The sequence below is a fragment of the Thalassospira alkalitolerans genome (genome assembly GCF_002115745.1).
GTDB classification, from domain to species: domain Bacteria; phylum Pseudomonadota; class Alphaproteobacteria; order Rhodospirillales; family Thalassospiraceae; genus Thalassospira; species Thalassospira alkalitolerans.
In genome coordinates, this window is sequence record NZ_JFKB01000015.1 from 23468 (window position 1) to 43174 (window position 19707).

The 19707-nt window shown below is 49.2% G+C and carries 18 protein-coding genes; 10 read left to right on the forward strand and 8 right to left on the reverse strand.

Annotation, left to right across the window (positions count from 1 at the left end; all coding sequences use genetic code 11):
* Positions 1–21: 21 nt before the first annotated feature.
* Together TALK_RS17710 and TALK_RS17715 are read right to left on the reverse strand one after the other, a co-directional pair.
* Positions 22–1320: a type II toxin-antitoxin system HipA family toxin gene (locus TALK_RS17710; protein WP_085620483.1), complete on the reverse strand. Its 1299-nt coding sequence runs from the start codon at positions 1318–1320 to the stop codon at positions 22–24.
* Positions 1310–1648, reverse strand: a complete 339-nt coding sequence (locus TALK_RS17715; protein ID WP_085620484.1) for a helix-turn-helix domain-containing protein — start codon at positions 1646–1648, stop codon at positions 1310–1312. Before TALK_RS17715 ends, TALK_RS17710 begins: the two co-directional genes overlap by 11 nt.
* A 343-nt stretch (positions 1649–1991) precedes the next feature.
* On the opposite strand from TALK_RS17715, the gene TALK_RS17720 reads away from it, so the two are divergent.
* Both TALK_RS17720 and TALK_RS17725 read left to right on the forward strand, forming a co-directional pair.
* Complete coding sequence (locus TALK_RS17720) at positions 1992–3032, forward strand: DNA cytosine methyltransferase (protein WP_085620485.1); 1041 nt, start codon at positions 1992–1994, stop codon at positions 3030–3032.
* Positions 3033–3944 carry an NgoMIV family type II restriction endonuclease gene (locus TALK_RS17725; protein ID WP_085620486.1) on the forward strand — a complete coding sequence of 304 codons (912 nt, stop codon included), beginning with the start codon at positions 3033–3035 and terminating at the stop codon, positions 3942–3944. It abuts the gene before it with no gap.
* 257 nt (positions 3945–4201) lie between these two features.
* On the opposite strand, the gene TALK_RS17730 is transcribed toward TALK_RS17725, so the two are convergent.
* Positions 4202–4891, reverse strand: a complete 690-nt coding sequence (locus TALK_RS17730) for a tetratricopeptide repeat protein (protein ID WP_169715068.1) — start codon at positions 4889–4891, stop codon at positions 4202–4204.
* 89 nt (positions 4892–4980) lie between these two features.
* On the opposite strand from TALK_RS17730, the gene TALK_RS22160 reads away from it, so the two are divergent.
* Positions 4981–5157: a hypothetical protein gene (locus tag TALK_RS22160; protein ID WP_169715069.1), complete on the forward strand. Its 177-nt coding sequence runs from the start codon at positions 4981–4983 to the stop codon at positions 5155–5157.
* Positions 5158–5313: 156 nt separating this feature from the next.
* Here the strand turns inward: TALK_RS22160 and gor are convergent, their stop codons facing one another.
* On the reverse strand, positions 5314–6675 hold the full coding sequence (gor, locus tag TALK_RS17735) for a glutathione-disulfide reductase (RefSeq protein ID WP_085620488.1): 1362 nt from the start codon (positions 6673–6675) through the stop codon (positions 5314–5316).
* Between the two features lie 228 nt (positions 6676–6903).
* On the opposite strand from gor, the gene TALK_RS17740 reads away from it, so the two are divergent.
* The 3 genes from TALK_RS17740 to TALK_RS17750 all read left to right on the forward strand — a co-directional run bounded on the left by TALK_RS17740 (position 6904) and on the right by TALK_RS17750 (position 11111).
* Positions 6904–7323, forward strand: a complete 420-nt coding sequence (locus TALK_RS17740) for a DUF4870 family protein (RefSeq protein WP_085620489.1) — start codon at positions 6904–6906, stop codon at positions 7321–7323.
* Positions 7324–7441: 118 nt separating this feature from the next.
* Positions 7442–8902, forward strand: a complete 1461-nt coding sequence (locus TALK_RS17745; protein WP_245830021.1) for a deoxyguanosinetriphosphate triphosphohydrolase — start codon at positions 7442–7444, stop codon at positions 8900–8902.
* Between the two features lie 151 nt (positions 8903–9053).
* Positions 9054–11111 (forward strand): amidohydrolase, encoded by a 2058-nt coding sequence (locus TALK_RS17750; protein WP_169715070.1) that lies wholly within the window; start codon positions 9054–9056, stop codon positions 11109–11111.
* An 84-nt stretch (positions 11112–11195) separates the two neighbouring features.
* Here the strand turns inward: TALK_RS17750 and TALK_RS17755 are convergent, their stop codons facing one another.
* Entirely contained in the window at positions 11196–11939 is a 744-nt protein-coding gene (locus TALK_RS17755) for a phosphoadenylyl-sulfate reductase (RefSeq protein ID WP_245830022.1), read from the reverse strand.
* Positions 11939–12496, reverse strand: a complete 558-nt coding sequence (locus tag TALK_RS17760) for a precorrin-2 dehydrogenase/sirohydrochlorin ferrochelatase family protein (protein WP_085620492.1) — start codon at positions 12494–12496, stop codon at positions 11939–11941. Before TALK_RS17760 ends, TALK_RS17755 begins: the two co-directional genes overlap by 1 nt.
* 263 nt (positions 12497–12759) lie before the next feature.
* Between TALK_RS17760 and TALK_RS17765 the strand changes: the two genes are divergently transcribed.
* Positions 12760–13845, forward strand: coding sequence for a COX15/CtaA family protein (locus TALK_RS17765; protein WP_245830023.1), 1086 nt, complete (start codon positions 12760–12762; stop codon positions 13843–13845).
* A gap of 244 nt (positions 13846–14089) precedes the next feature.
* On the forward strand, positions 14090–14710 hold the full coding sequence (locus TALK_RS17770; RefSeq protein ID WP_085620493.1) for a LysE family translocator: 621 nt from the start codon (positions 14090–14092) through the stop codon (positions 14708–14710).
* 93 nt (positions 14711–14803) lie between these two features.
* On the opposite strand, the gene TALK_RS17775 is transcribed toward TALK_RS17770, so the two are convergent.
* A complete protein-coding gene (locus TALK_RS17775; RefSeq protein WP_085620494.1) occupies positions 14804–16876 on the reverse strand; it encodes an ATP-binding protein in 2073 nt (690 codons plus the stop codon).
* Complete coding sequence (locus tag TALK_RS17780) at positions 16876–18129, reverse strand: SIR2 family protein (RefSeq protein WP_085620495.1); 1254 nt, start codon at positions 18127–18129, stop codon at positions 16876–16878. Before TALK_RS17780 ends, TALK_RS17775 begins: the two co-directional genes overlap by 1 nt.
* A gap of 378 nt (positions 18130–18507) precedes the next feature.
* On the opposite strand from TALK_RS17780, the gene TALK_RS22460 reads away from it, so the two are divergent.
* Positions 18508–18744 (forward strand): beta-barrel domain-containing protein, encoded by a 237-nt coding sequence (locus TALK_RS22460; protein ID WP_483887651.1) that lies wholly within the window; start codon positions 18508–18510, stop codon positions 18742–18744.
* A gap of 2 nt (positions 18745–18746) precedes the next feature.
* Positions 18747–19706: a hypothetical protein gene (locus TALK_RS17790; protein WP_085620497.1), complete on the forward strand. Its 960-nt coding sequence runs from the start codon at positions 18747–18749 to the stop codon at positions 19704–19706.
* Position 19707: the final 1 nt, after the last annotated feature.

Below are 19707 nucleotides of genomic sequence, written 5' to 3' on the forward strand. Positions count from 1 at the left end.
TCAACGATACGAGAATCTCTTTTACGCAGCGCCCCAACCGAGCCCCTGCAATTCTTCAGAGGTATCGTAAAACGCATACTCATTCAGGAACATTCTTGCCTTAAGAAGGTTAGCGTCAATTTCAGATAATGAGGCCTCCGTACATACAGCATCCCAGCTTGCCTTGATGGTCATAATCTGATGTTTGACAATCGCAATGGCATCATCCTTGGATAGCATAAAATTCCCGGCCGCTTGCAGGCACACCGATATCTTGCTGGCATTTTCATCCCCGACAATTTTCATCGCCTGACTGGCCTCTTGGCCAACACGGTTCTGCGGGCAGATGTCATAGGCTGGGGTAAGCGTCAGGGCCTTACCATCCCAGAAGGCCGCATGATTGCGTGCATGGTCATCCGTGTTGCCACACAAGATGTTGAACACAAGCCGGTTAAACAGCTCGCGCAGTGTTTCCCTTGGTGACGTGAAGCGGTGCCGGATTTGATGCGTCAGGTCTTCGTAGCTGGCGTAGCGGGCCATCATTTCATCAAGTTCAAAAATTGTAAGTGCAGAAACCTGTGCCTTGCGCAGCCACCCGGCATCGGTTTTCACCCGGTCGAAGCGTTCAACAAGAAGGACATCTTTGCCCATTGTTTTTACCAGCCGAACCGGCGCGACATTGATACCAACCAAGGCCGCAAGCCGCATGGCAACGCATTCGCTTTTGACGACATTATAGGTGTCAGTCGAGGATGAGAACTTGGCGATCATCATTTGCCCGTCATCCTCAATTGCGGCTTTCGGCCGAGCGCCGCCCAGCGACGTGCCATGCAGCAATGCCCGTTCAAGATCCGGGGAAAGTGCAAGCCCCTGGTCCACCATGTCAGCCGCATTGAGCAACTCACCCAGTGACGTCGATTGCGCTTGGCGTGCAACATAAGTTGTTGGAGAGGCTTGGAAATCGAGTGCGCCAATGCGGTTTGAACCCGACATCAGCATATATGCAAACTCGTCCAGGGTGTCGACGTCCGCAACCTGCCCGGTCTTGCCATAAACCTGATTGAGGATGACGCGACGCCCCCACGCATCCGGTGCGCCATCGCGCAGGCATCCCGCCATGAACAGACGATCAAGAGGGTGTATATTTCCGGCCTTCAAGGGGAGTTCAGGTTCGTACAGAGGGAACGCGTCAGGCCGCTTCAAATAGGATTGACCATAGTTAAAATCGTAACGACCATTCCCCTTGGTGATTACGCCCGCAACGACCGGTTCCGTCTTGTCAGGAAGCCAAACCCAGACATAGGCTTGCTGAGGGGATGCGGGCACAGCATCAGAAATCATCACTCACCCCTGCCGAGGATTTTCGGACAGATTGAGGCAAGAGAGACACCTTGTCACGCTCTGCACGGACATGGCGTGCGATGCCTTTGTCATCAAGTTCAAACAGACTGACGCCGACCAATGCCGCCAACTCAAAAACAGAACCAATTGCGGTTCCGGCTTCGCCAGCCTCAGTCCTTTGGACAAGACCGCGCGATACACCGGCGCGCTCTGCCAGTTCGGCGATTGTCATCCCCTTCTCGACCCGTGCATTGTGAATGAGCATACCGATTAGCTTGACGGCATCCATTGCATATCGGGATATGGCCTTGCTTGATACTTTTGGCATGTTTAATTTTGATCCATAAATAGATCACAATAATTTATTAAGATCTATTTATGGATCAAAATCCCCAAACCGTCAAACAATTCAACCGCCCGCATCGCACAGGACAAGATGGATCGCGGGAAGCTGGTGATGGTCGGCATGGCGCTGGACGCCCCGCACGTTGAATGGGGTCAGGCAATAAATAAATCCGTCCCCTTTTCTCACGTCCCCTTTTCTCAATTCAGAAAATCGCATCATTTTGCCTCTTGGAAATTTTCGACACAGCAACTCATTTCAAGATATAATGTTCCAATTAAGAACGTATCCACATCACCGTATTCTGATTGCATTAGGTTAGAGCTAAATGAGAACCATTGAAATATGTGCAGGTGCCGGAGGGCAAGCGTTAGGTTTGCACAATGCAGGTGCAAAACATGTTGTTTTGGTGGAAATCGACTCAGACGCATGCGCCACTTTAAAATTAAACAATAAGAAACACAGCTTAAATTGGGGAAATATATTAGAGCAAGACCTAAAGAAATTTGTTGAAAACCAAGCAGAAGAATATTACGGAAAAATTGATCTGGTTGCTGGCGGAGTACCTTGCCCTCCTTTTAGTAAAGCTGGGTTAAAGCTCGGACCAAAAGATGAACGAGACCTCTTCCCAACGGCGCTAGAATTAATTAACAAAGTTCGACCAAAAGCCATAATGCTAGAAAATGTTGACGGTCTTCTTACGTCAGATTTTGATGAGTATCGCTCTAAACTACAAAGAAAATTAAACCGTCTCGGTTACTCAGCTGAATGGAAACGCATCCAATCCAGTGATTTTGGTGTCTCACAAAAAAGAGCCCGAGCAATTCTTATCGGCTTCAAATCCCCCTACAAACAGTATTTTCAATGGCCGTCGCCCACGATCAACAAACCAAAAACAATTGGGGAACTTCTCTTCGACCTTATTGCCTCAAAAGGCTGGAAGCTTGCTGATGACTGGAAAAAGAAGGCAAATGGTATTGCACCGACAATTGTCGGTGGATCAAAGAAACATGGGGGTCCTGACCTTGGCCCAACACGTGCAAAGAATGAGTGGCAAAAGCTCTACGTAAATGGGCACAGAATTGCCAACGAAGATGAAATACCGGGCAAAGATTTTAAGAATTACAAATTAAGAAATGGAACCACACGCACAGGTTACGACTACATGCCTATGCTAACTGTTCGCATGGTCGCAAGAATACAAGGTTTCCCCGATTTTTGGGAATTCACCGGTGCAAAAACAAATTCATACAGACAAATTGGCAATGCATTTCCGCCACCAGTTGCAGAATCTCTTGGTAAAGCAATCCAAAAGGCAATTAAATTGGGTGACACTAAATTAACGAAGAAACTAGAGGCAGCAGAATAAATGAGTTTACTAAGTTTAGAGCGAAAAAATTTTCACAAGATATTGCTGGAAAATAATATACTTTGCTTTTCCAAAGCATCTGTAGAACATGCAAAAAAACACGGCGTAAATTACATATCCTGCATCGCAGACATCGGGAACAAAGGAAGTGTGGCTATAGCAAACCACTTAACAAACCTAATATGCGTGAACACCAAAACTGACGCAAACAAACTAACAAAAAAACCGAAAGGTCAATCACTAGGAGATCAATTTGAAGTTATCTGCAAAAATTACCTGATAGCCACATTTTTAAAACTTAATCATATTCGACCTGGAAATTGGCATATTACAAAGGATGGTAATTACTTAGGTAATTTTGAGCAATACTCTCATTTAAATGACTTAGAACGACTCATGTCAACAAACAATGAACTGAGAACATTCCTTGGCGAAGGTTACACGATTAAACCAGACATTGTTGTAGCCCGATCTCCATTGTCCGATGAAGAAATCAACAGTTCAGAAATGCTTGTGGATAACTATACAGCACGAAAAACGGCGATTCGGAAAGTAAATCACAACGACCCAAGACATCCGAGCTTCTTACTACACGCCAGCGTCTCCTGCAAATTTACGATGCGTTCTGACCGAGCACAAAATACCAGAACAGAAGCACTCAACCTAATTCGCAGCAGAAAAGGAAGAGTTCCTCATATTGTCGCGGTGACCGCAGAACCTATGGCAGGACGTATTGCATCATTAGCCCTCGGTACAGGTGATATGGACTGTGTTTATCATTTTGCTCTTAACGAATTGCAGCAAACATATCAGGAACTCGAACTTCATGATGCACTAGACACATTAGAGACCATGATTGACGGCAAAAGACTAAAAGATATTAGTGATCTACCGCTGGATTTGACAGTATAATCAGTTGATAAGATGCAACCTAAGGCACAAACTAGCACCACAGGAGATCTAGAAGGTATTGATATGTTCCCCGACAAAAAGAACTTAAAGAACTCATTTTACATAACAGGAAAAAAGGGGAAATATTTATTTTAGCATTACGAATTCCCGAATATGCCATCTACATCGCTCCTAAAGTTCTATTCGGAAAATAAATCATCCTGTTTCTACTCTTTTTGATTTCACTCCCCCTCTTCGCCAAGAGTAATATTCAGCCCTTATTTTCCCATGTTTTCATCAAATTTTGCCAAAGCTAGGCGCGCTGCAACATAGTTATTATCTGCGGCAAATTTCAAATGATCCAAAGCATCGCTCACCTTCCCGGTTCCCAAAAGAGCCATACCTAGCTGGAAGTGAAATCTTGGATTATCTGGATTAGCCTCCAGCGCCTTTCGACAGGCAACCTCAACCGCTTGGGCGTTATATTCCTTGTGGGGAACCGGTTGCCCAACGCTTCTTGTGTCGATGGGTATCGCACCGATACGGTCACATTGATCAAGCACAGTATCTGAATTATCAGCAGACTGAGATGAAGAGCCATTCATCTGCTCCGCCATCTTTTTGTCAAACATCTTCAAAAATTTGTGGGCTGCATCATAGTCTTTCGCTGCCGCAATTTCCAAATGCTCCAGCGCCTTATCAGGGTTAAGCAACAACGCCATCGCAACCCCCAACTGAAAATGGAATCGTGGGTTTTCAGGCTCCGCAACCAAGGCTTTCTCGCAAGCGGGAGCGACATCAAATGGATTGTAATCTTCAATAGGAACAGGACGGCTCACACGGGCATCATCAAACCCCAGAGAACCAATCTCATCGCATAAGGTCAGCGACTTTGCTGCTGCCAATGGCGCATTAAAGAAAGAGAGAAATAAGACTAAAAAACCAACGGAACCAAAGTAGACTTTCACGATACCCTGCTTATCTTCATGCCAGATCATTCTCGTGCAAAACGGGGAAACATTAGCAGGAAAAGACAACCTTTGGGAGGCTGAAGTCTATGTCGGCTAAACTTGAAGATGTTCGGCGGGCGGCGCAAAAGAGCCTCGCGGAAATGACAGACGAAGAAGATACCGCAATTACCGAAGCTGCGAATGCCGATCCGGATGCGCAGCCCGTCGATAGCCTAATGCGCAAAAAGCGTGGGCGGCCCTTTGCCACGGAGACCGGGCTTTAACTCTTGCCCTCTCGCTTGAAAATGAAAAAGGCGGCACCGTTGGGATGCCGCCTTAAATGTGTTTACGGTTCCGATCATTGGTGGAACCTGTCGCACCGCCGTCTGAATTCCCGCCGTTGCGGGAATGACCTTGGGTGGGCGGTGTTGGCCGGTGTTTTAATCGCCGACCGGGAAGCGCATGGTGACGAATTCTTCCGCCGCCGAGGGATGGACCGCGACGGTTTGGTCGAACTGGGCTTTGGTCGCCCCCATGCGGACCGCGATGCCGATGCCCTGGATGATTTCGGCCGCGTCCGGGCCGACCATATGCGCGCCCAAAACCACGTCGGTGGTTTTATCGACGATCAGTTTCATCAGCGTTTTTTCATCGCGGCCCGAAAGGGTATGGCGCATCGGTTTGAAGGTGGATTTGAAAATCACCACTTCGCCGCCCTTGGCGCGCGCGTCTTCTTCGCTAAGCCCGACCGTGCCGACCGGGGGTTGGCTGAAGACTGCCGTCGGGATGGCTTGATAGGCCATCGACCAGGGCTTGCCGCCAAAGACGCTATCGGCGAAGGCCATGCCTTCCTTAATCGCGACCGGAGTCAATTGCACATGATCGCGCACATCGCCAACCGCATAGATATTGGCGACACTGGTTTGAAGGGCATCATTGGTGATGATGGCACTATTGTTTTTAAGTTCCACCCCGACCTGTTCAAGGCCCATGCCATGGGTTTTTGGCTGCCGCCCGGTGGCGAACATGATCGCATCGACAATTTGATGGCCGCCGCCGGTAAGCGTTAGGGTTAGCGAGCCATCATCATTTTTGTCAATCGCGGTGACATTGGTATGGAGTTTAAGGTCGATGCCCTTTTTGACGATTTCCCCGGCAAGGTGGGTGCGGACATCGTGATCAAAACCGCGCAGGATTTGTTCGCCGCGATAGAACTGCGTGACCTTGGCACCAAGACCGGCAAAAATCCCGGCGAATTCAACCGCGATATAACCGCCGCCGACCACGGCAATGCGTTCGGGAAGGTCTTCTAGGTGAAATGCCTCGTTGGACGAAATCGCATGTTCGATACCCGGAATATCGGGCAGGGTTGGCGTGCCGCCGACCGCAATCAGGATGCGATCCGCCGTGACGGTTTTATCGCCAACTGCAATGGTATGGGCATCTTTGAGCACCGCCCGGCTTTCGAATAATTCGATATTCGATCCGGCCAGAAGCTTTTTATAAATGCCATTCAGACGGTCAATTTCCTTGTCCTTATTGGCAATCAGGGTCTTCCAGCTAAAGGTCGGTTCCCCCGGAAGGGTCCAGCCATAGGCGCTTGCATCTTCGAAATCCTCGGCAAAATGCGCGCCGTAGACCAAAAGCTTTTTCGGGACACAGCCGCGAATAACACAGGTGCCGCCAACGCGGCTTTCCTCGGCAATGGCGACCTTGGCACCATAGCCCGATGCAACACGGGCGGCGCGCACACCGCCCGATCCGGCACCGATGACAAACAGATCAAAATCATAGTCCAACATGCGGAAATCCTTATTCTTGGTCATTTGATGATATGACGCCAAATGTAAGGCCGAATTCGCAAGAGTCGAGGCAAAACCGGGTAAAAACCGATGAAATTCACGTTATCATGGCAAAATGCCCGTTTATGATCCGCCCCAAGCCACCAGAGATAGCATTTGGTAATTTTCTCGCTATATGGTGGAAAGAGCCGTGGTTTGAAACGGCCCCATAACACAGGATGAATACCGATGAGCGAACAGACGAGTGGACGCGATGCATCGTTTGAGACGGCCCCGCAATATGCAGATACGCGCGGCGGCAATACGGCGGTGGTGTGCTATGCCCTGATGATCGCCACCCTGTTTACCGCCTTTGCCACCGGTTTGATCGCGCTGATCGTCGCCTATGTCGTGCGCGAAGACGATGATCACTGGACCAACAGCCATTACACATTCGTCATCCGCACGTTTTGGATCAGCATCCTGTATGCGGTTATTTTGGGCTTCTTTACCCTGATGATCGGCTGGGTTCCGCTTTTGGGTTGGGCGATTGTTGGCCTGATGGGGCTTTATACCACCGCGTGGTTTATCGGGCGTAATGTGATTGGCCTGTTGCGTGCGATGAATGGCCGCCCGATTGATGACCCGCAAAGCTGGTTCTTTGGCTAGGCCATTGCGGCGGTCCCTATCTTTGGGCGCAACCGTTTGATCGATTGCGCCCGACTCCCTGCCCCGTTACAGTTACCGCCAAGGATAAATGCAAACACGGACAGGGAGTCGCACCGCCATGACTTTGGCGTCGCCTGCGCAACAACCCGGCGATAAAATGCGCTGGGAAAATCTGCTTTCGCCACATCGGCTTGAGTTTCGCGATGGCAAAATCGCCCTGCCAGAGGGCGACCCGCATCCAAGCCCGGATGGGCGAAGCCCGTTTCAGATTGATGTTGACCGGATCATTTTTTCATCCTCGTTCCGGCGTCTTCAAAACAAGACACAGGTTCATCCTCTTTCGGAAAATGATCATGTCCATACCCGCCTGACCCACACGATCGAGGTTGGATCGGTCGGGCAGTCGCTTGGCCTTATGGCGGGGGCGCATATTGTCAAACATCTTCCCAAGGACAGCCCGATTACCATTGCCGATATTGGTTATATGGTGCAGGCGGCCTGTTTGGCGCATGACATTGGCAATCCACCGTTCGGGCATTCCGGCGAGGATGCGATCAATGAATGGTTCACCAATTCACGGCTGGCGAAAGAAGAACTGACCGGGTCGGGCCGCCTTTCGGGGCCGGAGCTTGAAGACCTTCGGCATTTTGAAGGCAATGCGCAGGGGTTGCGCATTATCAGTCAGCTTGAAATGAAGCGGTTTGACGGTGGGCTTAACCTGACGTACGGGACGCTTGGCAGCTTTATCAAATATCCGCGCAGTACCTCCGTTCCCGATAGTCGTCGCAAAGAATATACCGGGCTTAAGAAGCCGGGATATTATCAGGCCGAGCGCGAGATTGCCCAGGCGATTGCGCGGGTTTGCGGGTTATCGCCGCTGGACGGATTTGACGGGGCATGGCGGCGCCATCCGCTGGTGTATCTTGTCGAAGCGGCCGATGATATTTGCTATTCGGTGGTCGATCTTGAAGATGGTTGGGAGCTTAAATGCGTCACCTTCGAGGAAGTCGAACGTGCCCTGGCGCCGATTGCCCGCCACCCGGAAAAATACGATGGCGATGCGCAGAAACGCTGGGCCGATTTGAAGGCCGAGCCATGGTATGCCGAGAAATCGGAAAATGACCGGATCGGCTTTTTGCGCGGCAAGGCGATTGGCAATCTGGTCAAGGCGGCGGTGGATGCGTTTATTGAAAACGAGGATGCCTTGCTATCGGGCAGCTTAAAGGGTGATTTGCTGGCCAATACGCCGCTTGGCGTCGATGCCAAAAACTGCAAAACATTGGCGGTGGACAAGATTTACAACGCACCGCATGTCCTGCCGATTGAGATGGCCGGGTTCGAGGTGATCAACGGCTTGCTCAACAGCTTTGTCCGGGCGGCGATTGACATCGAAGAACATAAAACCCACGGCAAGCGCCTGCCGCCACAGGCCGATAGGATCGACAAGCTGTTATCGGGCAAGCTTTCCGAGGCCGACGGGCTTTACCCCCGAATCCTGCGGGTAATGGATTATATTTCCGGCATGACGGACCGCTATGCGGTGACGCTGTTTCGGAAATTGCAGGGGATTACGATTTGACGGCGCGGCACTTTCGTTAGGCCGGCGGTTTACACTGAACAAGATTTTGACATTTTATATTAGGTAAATATGTTGCTGGATCGCATGGGCGAATGTTGATACAATCATTGGTGTAATAAGATTGTTACGTAACAATTTTTGGATGCACCCCATGTCTCATCACTGCGATCACGAATTAAGCTGCGGCTGTCATAACCTTGCCGCTGAGGCGCTGGTTAACAACGCAATTAAAAACGGAATCCTTAAAACCGATTCACCTGCCACGGCATCGCCAAACGCAGCCACCCAAAAACCGGCGACCCTCCTGCTGATCCACAATAATGATGGGGCTGGCACCATTCGTACCGTCGTCGGGGGGGATGGCAATGCGACGACAGAAGCAATTCTTGTTTATCAGGACGAAATTGTTTTTTCTGGCGCGCTGGTTGATGCCCAACAGGCGGCAAAGAACATCCAACGACAAGATAGCGATGCGCCCGCACTCGAAATTCGGGCGCTGGAAGCCGGGCAATGCGTCATTCCCGGCATGATCGAATCGCATCTGCACCTGACAACTTCACCTGTCATGCTGGAATTCAATGATTATTCCCCGTTTGGCGATTATCCGCTGAGTTCCGAAACTCAATGCCCAGAAATGACCGCACAGCGCCTTCGGCCCAACTACAATCTGAGCGAACTGAAAAACGCACTTCTAAGCGACGTTCAAAAGGTAAAATCGGGCTGGTGGCTTTTGGGCGATGGCGTTGATGTATCGCTGATGTCAAATTTCCCCGATGATGCAAATGGCAAAACGCTATTGGACTGTATCGACAAAAGCTTCCTTGATGCGATTAGCTCCGACATTCCGATCCTTTTGATTTCAGCATCCGAACATACCGCCTATGCCAACACACCGGCCCTGGAAGCCATATGGCAGAAAAACGAAACCGAGCTTCGTAAAAGATACAGCTCCGAAAATGCCTATATCACTCAAACCAATGGTGTGCTTCAGGAACTGGCTGAAATGACACCGGCAATGCAATCCATCCATAAAGAGCAGCTTGCCGAAATCGCACTCAACATTCCGAAAAATCTGATCAAGATGCTAAAGGTTGCCCAGCAGCGCGGCGTCACAATGGTTTATGACGCAGGCATGCAGGACTCGTTTGAAAAAATCATCCACGGCACCCTTGTTGTCGAAAAAAATCTTTTTGAAAACTGGCCCTGCCCACGCATCGGCATGGCAAAGCTCGTTGCCACAAGCAAAGATGTCCCAACCGACAAATCTTTCTCGGCCCCGACCAAGCCAGATGCAAAAACCCCCTATAACATCGGCTCGCTGAACCTTTATTACGGCAGCCTGAAAATTGTATCGGACGGCTCCAACCAAGGGTTAACCGGGTATCAGATTGATCCGTATGCCTGCCCGCCAGAAAATAACTATGGCCTGTATAACTTTGCCACTGGCGACGGCGATGACGACGGCGACACCAGCAAGGGCACACCGATTAACGCCCCTGTCGAATTTATCGACCTTGTCGGCGCAGCCTGGCAAAACAAATGGCCGTTGATGGTTCATGCCAATGGTGAACGCGCCATTGAATATGTGCTGCAAGCCTATGGCGGTGCCACAGCAAAATATAGCGATATCTCAGCCGATGATTTGCGCAACCGTATCGAACATTGCTCGCTTTTGACCGATGACCGGCTGGAACGGATTGCAGAACTGAAAATCAATCCAAGCTTCCTGATCGGTCATGTCGGATATTGGGGCTGGACGTTTGACAATTACATTTTCAAACAGAAAGCCGAACAACAACTTGACCGCTGCAACAGCGCGGCACTGCGCAATATCTGCTTTACCTTGCATAGTGATTGTGCGGTTTCCCCTCTTGGCCCGCTGCGCATGATGGAACAAGCCGTAACACGGAAAATGGAAGGCTATCGTAAAGCAGATGGCACAGCACCAACGCATGATAGCGATATTCCTGTTCTAAATGATCAGGAGCGCATCACATCGGCCCAGGCTCTTGCTGCGGTGACCTTTAATTCCGCATGGCAATGCCACGCAGACCATCTTATCGGGTCACTGGAAGCCGGGAAACTGGCCGATCTGGTGATTTTGGCAGAGGATCCGGTCACAATGAACGCCGATAGCGCTTATATGAAGATGCGCGACATTGCGGTTATTGATGTCCTCATCGGTGGCCAAACCGCCTTTGTAAACTGATCTGACCCACAATAAAACTTGGCCTTGCCCGGTTAATCCGAGCAAGGCCATTAAAGTCTGATCGCCAAGGCATCCGTCAGATCATCAGATAATATAATGAATACCGCATTCGGTTTTGTCCTGCCCGGCCCAACGACCGGCGCGGACATCGGTGGTGCCGGGATCAACCCGATCGGTACACGGCATGCAGCCGATGGATAGGTATCCTTCGGCCTCTAGCGGGTGATGCGGCAGGGCGCGGTTTTCAAAGATATCTTCGATATCAGAACGGTTATAACCGGCCAGCGGATTGATCTTGATCCGTGTACCGGCGGTTTCAATCACCGGCAGGGCATCGCGTTCGCCGCCATGGAACCGCTTGCGCCCGGTTAGCCATGCGTCATAGCCCGTCAGGGCGCGTTGCAGCGGTTCGACCTTGCGCAGATAGCAACATTTGGCGGTGTCAGAGGCAAACAGCATGCCGTTGGGATCATCAACCGCCAGAAGCTTTTCATCCGGGCGCATGATTTTGATATTGGTCAGGCCCAGTTTATCAACCAGTTGTTCGCGATAGCGATGGGTTTCGCCAAACAGCTTGCGGGTATCGAGGAAGATCACCGGCAGATTGGCATCAACCTCGGACACTAGCGCCAGCAAGGCGGCGGCCTCTGTCCCGAAGGACGACGTCATGGTGATCCGGCCATTGAATTCGTCATGGACCATCGGTTCGATCAGGGAAATCCCCTGCAGATGGCCATAGCGTTTCATAAGGTCGGCGGCACGATCCGTTGCCTCTTCGACCGACATCGAGCCACCGGTGACAATGTCTTCTTCGCGCATGACTGTCATCACAACCATCCCCGACGGTCGATATACTCATCCGTCATTTTCAGAAGTTTCTGCATATCCGCGCCATCGGCTTTCCATTTTTCGCGCTGGTCGGATAATTCGCGCAGCCGCTTGTCCCAGCTTGGCACCAGCCAGTTTTCAAGCGCACGGCGAATACGCCCGGCCAGACGCGGGCTATGGCCATTGGTGGAAACCGTGATCATCAGGTCACCGCGCTGAACCCGGGCGGGCGAGAAAAAATCGCAGTATTCCTTGACGTCTTCGACATTGGCAATCGTACCGACGGCCTTGGCCGTCGCGGCAAGCTCTGCTGCTTTGTCCACCGGCAAATCAACAATAAACATGATCGCCGCCGCGTTGACATCGGCGGAATTTGGCAGATAGCGGTGCAACCGGTCACCGGCCTGATCCACCAGTTCGGCAATCGGGTCTTCGGCATAAACGGTGACGTATTTCGCCCCATCACCGTCAAGCTGGCGCAATCGGTTGAGCGTCGCCCGACCGTTGCCAACCAACGCGACCGACAGGCGCGCAAGGTCCAGATTGATGGGAAACATCGTCGATCCTCAAAATAAAGTTTCTGTTTGTTGACCATGACTATGCGTGTGTATATCGGCAAATTCAATACATTTTTTATGTGTTTTATATTTATATAACACTATTATTTGCGTGTTTATAGTTCTGATCCATTCCCGGTGACGGACGTAAAACCAATACCGTGAAGCTTTTCCTGCACTTTTTAAAATTCCGGCCTATATTGAGCGCGCATTTTTATCATCAGCCCCATCACACCGATCCACAGACAAAGAGTTCCCGCCCGATGTCTTCGATGCCCGAAACCAGCCCCCTGTCATCCGCCCTTCCCGGCACCCCCGCCCCCGCCCCCGCCGCCCATAAAAATGTGGCGATCTGGCTGTTTGGTTGTGCATTGATGGTGTTTATCATGGTGGTGATTGGCGGGCTGACGCGCTTGACCGAGTCGGGCTTATCGATTGTGGAATGGCGCCCGTTTACCGGCATTATCCCGCCATTGAACGCGGCCGACTGGACCGCGCTTTACAGCCAATACAGCCAATATCCCGAGTTCCAGAAAATCAATGGATGGATGTCGGTCGAGGATTTCAAATCAATCTTCTGGCTGGAATTCATTCATCGGCTTTGGGGGCGTTTGATCGGAATTGTGTTCTTTATCCCGTTTGTCTTTTTCCTAGCCAAACGCAGCATTGATGGCGCGACCAAATGGAAACTTTGGGCATTGTTCATCCTTGGCGGTTTGCAGGGGTTGATGGGCTGGTACATGGTGATGAGCGGCCTTGTCGACCGCCCCGATGTCAGCCAATACCGCCTGACCGCGCATTTCGGGCTGGCGCTGTTGATTTTTATCGCACTTTTATGGGTCGGGCTGAACCAATATGCCCCGCGCGGGGCCGCGACCCGCGCCTCCAAACGCGGCTGGATGCTTTTGGCGCTGATCGTCTTTACCGCGCTTTCGGGTGGTTTTGTTGCCGGGCTGGATGCCGGTTATGCCTATAACACCTTTCCGCTCATGGACGGGCAACTGATCCCCGATGGGCTTTATGTGTTTGACCCGACATGGAAGGCGCCGTTTGAAGACCATATGACGGTGCAATGGGATCACCGCTGGCTGGCGAAACTGACCTTTGTCATGGTGCTTTTGTTCTGGTGGCGGGCCGGGAAATGGGGCCTGACGCCGCAACAACGCTTTGCCACCCATCTGGTGCTGGCAGCGGTTTGTTTGCAGGTCGCGCTTGGCATTTCAACGTTGCTGAGTGTGGTTTGGTTGCCGCTGGGTGTGGCGCATCAGGCGGGGGCGGTGGTGCTTGTCGGGACGATGACCTATGCGGTTTACAGATTGTCCGAGGGTCGGAGTGCTGGCGGGGTTTGATGGCGGAACACCCGCGCCTTCAGAACCCGGCATCTGAAAAATAAATCGGTCCGCCTTTTGTGCCCTTTTTTTTGCTCCGAGCGACAATAGACATGAGAAGCCGATAGGCTGTAGCATTGACGCGGCATTATCATCATTGATCGACTGATCGACGGCATTATCGAAGCTGTTTTGTCGACGGTAGGGACATGGTTACACGCAAGAACTCGTAATTGGTTCGGTATTGCAAGATCAAGGTAATCAAATGACGATAGAAACTTGGCTGGCCTTCACTATTGCCTACTTTGTGATCTCGGCAATACCTGGCCCCAGCGTGCTGATGGTGGTGAGCCAGTCGTTATCGAAGGGGCTTGGTCCTGCGATACTCTGTATCATCGGCGACATTGGTGGCGGTATTGCGGTTATGGTCCTATCGTACCTTGGTCTGGGAGCGATCCTAGCTACATCAACGGAATTGTTCCAAATCGTAAAATGGTGCGGTGTCGCATACATGGCATATCTGGGCTGGGCAAGTATTCGTGACGCCCGCAATCAAGGCGTGCCCATTGACGACGCCGTTGAAAAAACACCCCGCGCAAAGAGCCTCCGCGCCGGGTTCTTTACCGGTTTGCTAAACCCAAAGGCAATCATGTTTTACATGGCATTCTTGTCGCAATTCATCGACACGTCACAGCCGCACCTCTCGCAATTCCTCATCCTGATGGTTTCAGCGTCTATGGTCGTTTTCAGCGTGTTGGGTATGTATGCGCTGTTGGCGACCAAGGTTCGTCGGCTCTTCCTGCAACCCTCCAGCAGAAAGATGATGGGGTATGTTGGTGGGGGAATGCTGCTTGGCGGAAGCGCCTGGATCGCTGTAACACGCTAATATATTGCTCTCTTCAAATACTTGAATTCTTGGCAGGAATGATCCGTATCTAAAAAATAAATCTGTCTCTTTTTTATTAAATCAAGCGAGAACTTAAGAAGACCAGTTTTCAGCAATCTTATCAAAATCAATCCCAACTTGCCGCTTCTTTGTCCAAACATCCCAGAAGTCAGGATTTGAGGAATTTGGTCTTTGCTCTGCATCGATTGGCAAAACATCAAAGACGGTCGGCAACTCGGTCGAAATTCCCAACAATATAGCCTTACGGGAGGGCAGACTTGGCAGTTCCTTTAGTAAAATAGCCGCGCTGTCAGGAGCCAAGCGGGATACTAGATCCTGATCTCTATCGTTAACAATTCTATGAAGAATGAACGAATTGCACTGTGCGATGACAGTCGGAGCAAGTTCGGCTGGTCTCTGGGAAGATAAAACTAGCCCCACACCAAACTTTCGCCCCTCCTTTGCAATTTTTTCAAAAACTTTTCTGCAACGTGCCATAGAAGCATTCTCCGTCACGTCGCCATAACTTCGCTGTACAAAATTATGCGCTTCTTCAAGCACCAATACCGTTGGAAAGATGCTTCCCATATCTCTGCGATAGCGTTGTGCTGTTTCAAAGATCAAGCGAGACAGCACTGATACAATTGTTGTCAGAACGTCAGAGGGAACTAAGGATAGGTCTAATACAGTGATCCGCCCTTTACCGGCATCACCATTGCCGAAAAGCCCCTCCAACCACTCGGGAAAACTTCTGCGGCCTTCCTCAGGAGCAATAACTGTTGAAATCCGACTATCAGACAACAACGAACGAACCCGCAAATCCAGACCAGCCATATTCTGCGAAAAATTACCGGGCATAACACTAGCCAAGTAATTAATCATGTCAGGCAGTGCGCCTAGATCGAAGTAAGAAGGCATATCCTCCGATGCGCCGGACACAATCGCAGCCCGCGGCAATCGATCCAAAATGCTTCCTAGCGCCTCAAGTATTCTGGCAATCTGAAGGTCATGGAACACTTGAGGGTACCCTTGCTGGTTCGTGCATTCTTGAATCACGGCCGCTATAACATCCACCCCAGACTGGATATCGGCTGAAAGTGCAAGATTCCCCATCCCTAAAACTATTTGTGCGCCATCTAGCTGGTCTCGTATTCCCTCCAAATTCCTCCGCAAAGTTATAAATTGAGGAAAATTTCCTAATGCCTGTACACCGGCAGCTCTACAGCTCCGCAGATAATCACAAAATGCTGATAGTGAACTTGCGAGCAGCAATTGACCATCTTCATCACCACCTTCCAACGCTGCCATCCCAGCAGAACGAAGATGTCTCAGTGCATTCATGAGTACAGGGCGCTGAGTTCCGGGTGCAGCATTAAGTATACTAGCCCACTCTTCACCATTCCAAAACCATGCGGGAACAGTCAAATCTGACTCATTGTTGTGAACATCTGGCTCCACGCTAAAGACCTTCACATCAACTTTGTCTGCCAGATCGTTAAAGCAACTGCGGTACTCGCCGTTCGGATCAAGGACTATGAAACGCGCTTGAACTGATTCCCCCGCTCCAATCTGCATCTTCGCTGCCTCTATTGACCAGCGTATCAATCCAGATACCGTGCAAGATTTGCCACTTCCAGTGTTTCCAAATACTCCCAAATGACGCCCAAACAACTTATCTGGATCCACGGTAACCGGAGCCCCAGATGCGATGGGGGACAAGCCAATTTTGACCCGCTTGTCATCGCCTGACGCTTCAACAATTGCTTTAAGCTGATCTAAAGTCGGCAGTATTACAGTGTCCCCAACAGTTGGAAATGAATCAACGCCTCTCAACAAGCGATATTCACCTGTCCCACTTTTCATCGACAACTCGATGGTTCCGATGGGGGTCGCATATAACCTCCGGCGAGATGAGGGAAGCGGCACCTCCCCAGCGTTGCTTGCAGAGGGTAATTCCGGCTCCATATTCATCCGCGAAATTACCGCAACAACTGTCCCTCCCTCGTTCGGCACAAGGATAAAACCATTCACTCGAGGGAAAGCCTGAGGCTGGCTGGTGTTGAAAGCAATATCTTGAGGAGTATTCCTCTCCAACAGAACTTTTATTTCAACAGATGAACTCGCTTCAACCGTCCCAACATGAAGCCCTGCAGCATAGGAAAGCATCACTCCGTTCCCCCGGTGACTTGCTCCGGTTCAATTTTCTTTCTTCCTTCAAGCAATTTTGTTTGCCGCTCGAAAATTAAATCGATCGACGGCTTAGGAAGAAAAAAATCAACCAGATTAGTCAATCCTGCTAAATCAGGACCTATGAGTTTAGTAATTTGGGAAATACGTCCACAACGCTCAATAAACTCTGGTATTCTACCATCTGCATCATTGAACGATATAATCACCAGATGAGTAGAAGGCAAAGACAGCATGTCACGTAAAATTCGATTTAGATGATCATCGCCAAACCCATAACCATATGTGACCAATGCTGCATTGGGCCTACAAATAGCTGCGGAGAAATCTCGAACCATTTCCGCGTAGGGATAAAATGCCGTTTCTATATCTTTCGCTGCGTTTGGGAATACCATCAGGTTTCTGGAATCTTCAGGGGACATATTCCCCCTCCCACCCACCGGGATGAAACGGCGTACAATTTCGTTGTTTTCAGCCCACCAGTCCAGTGAACCATGTAACTTTGAGAACCTTACAACCCCTTCAAGAGGCCGTGCTTCAAAACGATTCCCCGGCTGTGAATAATGAATATCAACATCAAATCTGGATGCTCTAAACCTCGGCTCCAACGCACCAACAAATCTGTCTATAGACCGAGCGCCAATCAAATCGAAACCGTACTCGATTAACCTGTCATAATTAGTAGTAAATACATGCAACCGATCTCGAGTGGCGTTTCTACTTGAGAAACTTAGCAAAAAGCTGCCTAACACACGCTGCACCTGCAACCTTCTTATGGGGTCTTCGCATCCCACGATAGAGCTTTCCATCTCTATAATTTCGTTTGCTAACTTGCTCAGAGAATTATTTATTTCCTTCTCTAATGCTCCAACTGAGCTAGGGTCGAGAACCTCTAGACCAGCGAGCAAAGCAAATGCCGAGCGAAATTGATCTTCAATATTTCCCTTACCACGCCCCATCTTTTTTGCAGCGATATCAGCATGCTCATTGACCTGTTCATTATATGTCGCAGATATGACCGCACGCTCCATTGAGGCGCTTTTTGCTCCTGCAAGGTTTGCTAAACCCATACTAAAGCCACTACCAACCAATAAATTCAAATGCTCGGCTTGAAAAATAGCGGACAACCAAGGCTCAATACGCTTACGGTGAGCATCGATAGTTGCTGAACCTTCATCTAAATCGTCAGCCTCATATTCGACATTCTCAACGCGGTATGTGTTTTTCGCCATCGCCCGCCCCCACTACAACTCATACTAGCTCATGATTATAACCAGCGTGCGCTATGCAACTTTTATTTTCAACCTGCAAATCCCATAACGTGAGATGAAATGAAATTTGATCCACAAAAAGATATTCTCAGCATCAGAAATACTCCGAACGTAAAAAGCGTTACCATGCCCGTCGTAAAACATTCGCAGATGTCGTATTGCGGCAAAAAATAAGCTCATCCGTCGTAATTCAATCGCAAGCGCAATAAAAAGGGATTTCCAAACACCCTCACCCCTCTTCGCGGTGAACTGCCTTTTTGATGCGGCGCATGGAAAGCCAGATGGCAGCAAGTAAAAACGGGGACAGATTTAATTAATTAATTCACCAAGTTCGGCGCGATTGATGGCACGGTGATTGATGTGTCGCCAGATGCTGTGGTGGATGAAAAACCAGGGCCTGTTTACTTGGAGAAGGTCGAACTGGCTCAGCAATATTTGACGGTGCACGGGCGTGAAGCGCCGCTGCAACCGGGTATGACGGTTACGGCAAACATCCGAACGGGTGAGCGTCGTTTGTTGGAATATGTCCTCGGGCCGATGTTGCGGTATCGGGATGAGAGTTTGAGGGAGAGATAATTATGTCAGTGCCTTTTCACAATAAGTTTGTCGTGAGTGTGCTTTTAACCGTGTTTATTGGAATTGGATTATTGACCATTTCTCTAGATTCATATGCTCAAGATTGTAGCTCACTCAAGGACTCAACCTTCACGGAAAAGGTTGATTTTAATAATGTTCCAAAGATGTATGAGTGTGCTTTGGGTGGAGATGATTATCTTAAGTCTTATCTGCAAGGACTGTTTTTCTCTGGATTAATAGATTTTACTGATGATCAGATTGATTTATTAAGATCTCCTGTTGAGGATGATGATTACTCTCTTTTAAAGTCTTATTTTATTAATGCATCTAGGCCAAGGGGGGACGGGGATAAGGAAGATTCTATCGAGTTTCTTATTCAATCTGCGAAGCTTGGAAATCCATATGCCGGTTATCTTGCTTCAGCGAGATATATATATGAAGATGGACATCTGGCGGATGCTATATCTCATTTTTCTTATAATTATAGTCATAGATATGGAATGTTCTTTTTTTCTATGAGGAGAATGATTAAAAATGGGTGCTATGATTTAAGCAGACTTCAGAAAGATTCTGTAAAAAAAGGATTCTATTATGATCCTCATTTTTTGAATTTTATTTTTTATTTCAGAAATAGTGGATGCATAATTAATGATTTTGATATGAGTATAGGGAATTATTTTTATCTTCCTATAAATGATTACATTAAAGCAAATGAATATTCCAATGAATTTGAATTATTAAAAATTACTGATTGGATTAGAGAACATAAGAGCTTAGATAAAGAAAGCCCTTTGATGTTTTGCGATAATCACAATGATAGCGTTTGTAGTGTTTATGCTTTCTATGATGACTTTTACTGTAAGTCTATTATTACTGTTCGTGAGAGGGATGTTTTTTTATCTCCAGAGTATAAAAAGTGTCGGGAAATATTTCTAATACAGCATAAGCCAATTCAGGAGTGAA

Coding starts and splice junctions, on each gene's coding strand:
- TALK_RS17750 (WP_169715070.1), top strand. CDS start 9,054: ATGTCTCATCACTGCGATCACGAATTAAGCTGCGGCTGTCATAACCTT.
- TALK_RS17765 (WP_245830023.1), top strand. CDS start 12,760: ATGTCTTCGATGCCCGAAACCAGCCCCCTGTCATCCGCCCTTCCCGGC.
- TALK_RS17740 (WP_085620489.1), top strand. CDS start 6,904: ATGAGCGAACAGACGAGTGGACGCGATGCATCGTTTGAGACGGCCCCG.
- gor (WP_085620488.1), bottom strand. CDS start 6,675: ATGTTGGACTATGATTTTGATCTGTTTGTCATCGGTGCCGGATCGGGC.
- TALK_RS17790 (WP_085620497.1), top strand. CDS start 18,747: ATGTCAGTGCCTTTTCACAATAAGTTTGTCGTGAGTGTGCTTTTAACC.
- TALK_RS17720 (WP_085620485.1), top strand. CDS start 1,992: ATGAGAACCATTGAAATATGTGCAGGTGCCGGAGGGCAAGCGTTAGGT.
- TALK_RS17775 (WP_085620494.1), bottom strand. CDS start 16,876: ATGCTTTCCTATGCTGCAGGGCTTCATGTTGGGACGGTTGAAGCGAGT.
- TALK_RS17725 (WP_085620486.1), top strand. CDS start 3,033: ATGAGTTTACTAAGTTTAGAGCGAAAAAATTTTCACAAGATATTGCTG.
- TALK_RS17715 (WP_085620484.1), bottom strand. CDS start 1,648: ATGCCAAAAGTATCAAGCAAGGCCATATCCCGATATGCAATGGATGCC.
- TALK_RS17780 (WP_085620495.1), bottom strand. CDS start 18,129: ATGGCGAAAAACACATACCGCGTTGAGAATGTCGAATATGAGGCTGAC.
- TALK_RS17755 (WP_245830022.1), bottom strand. CDS start 11,939: ATGACAGTCATGCGCGAAGAAGACATTGTCACCGGTGGCTCGATGTCG.
- TALK_RS17770 (WP_085620493.1), top strand. CDS start 14,090: ATGACGATAGAAACTTGGCTGGCCTTCACTATTGCCTACTTTGTGATC.
- TALK_RS17710 (WP_085620483.1), bottom strand. CDS start 1,320: ATGATTTCTGATGCTGTGCCCGCATCCCCTCAGCAAGCCTATGTCTGG.
- TALK_RS22160 (WP_169715069.1), top strand. CDS start 4,981: ATGTCGGCTAAACTTGAAGATGTTCGGCGGGCGGCGCAAAAGAGCCTC.
- TALK_RS17745 (WP_245830021.1), top strand. CDS start 7,442: ATGACTTTGGCGTCGCCTGCGCAACAACCCGGCGATAAAATGCGCTGG.
- TALK_RS17760 (WP_085620492.1), bottom strand. CDS start 12,496: ATGTTTCCCATCAATCTGGACCTTGCGCGCCTGTCGGTCGCGTTGGTT.